1 pseudogene is annotated in these 289 nt (G+C 33.9%); it reads left to right on the top strand.

Annotated features, from left to right (window positions below):
• Position 1: 1 nt before the first annotated feature.
• Positions 2 to 289, top strand: a pseudogene (locus E2O22_RS07890) (sodium-dependent transporter); the annotation flags it as partial.

Here is a 289-nt window from a genome sequence, read left to right as displayed (position 1 = left end):
AGTGGGTAACAATGGCGGTTCAGCTTTTGTGGTGGTATATTTACTTTTAACCTTGGGTGTGGCTTTTGTAATATTTTTGGCTGAACTTAGTATAGGAAAACTTAGTGAAAAAGATCCTGTAAATGCTTATCATACTTTAGCGCCAAAAAATAAAAGAGCATGGTCGCTCGCAGGATTTTTTATGCTTGGTGCTATTATTCTAGTGTCTTTTTATAGTGTTGTTATAGGTTGGATAGCAAAATATGCTTATTTTGGGTTTTTTGAATTACCTAAAGATACAAATGAAGCA

Origin of the sequence: Campylobacter lari (genome assembly GCF_004357905.1) — a bacterium.
Taxonomy (GTDB): Bacteria; Campylobacterota; Campylobacteria; order Campylobacterales; family Campylobacteraceae; genus Campylobacter_D; species Campylobacter_D lari_D.
This window is presented reverse-complemented; position numbering and strand designations above follow the sequence as displayed.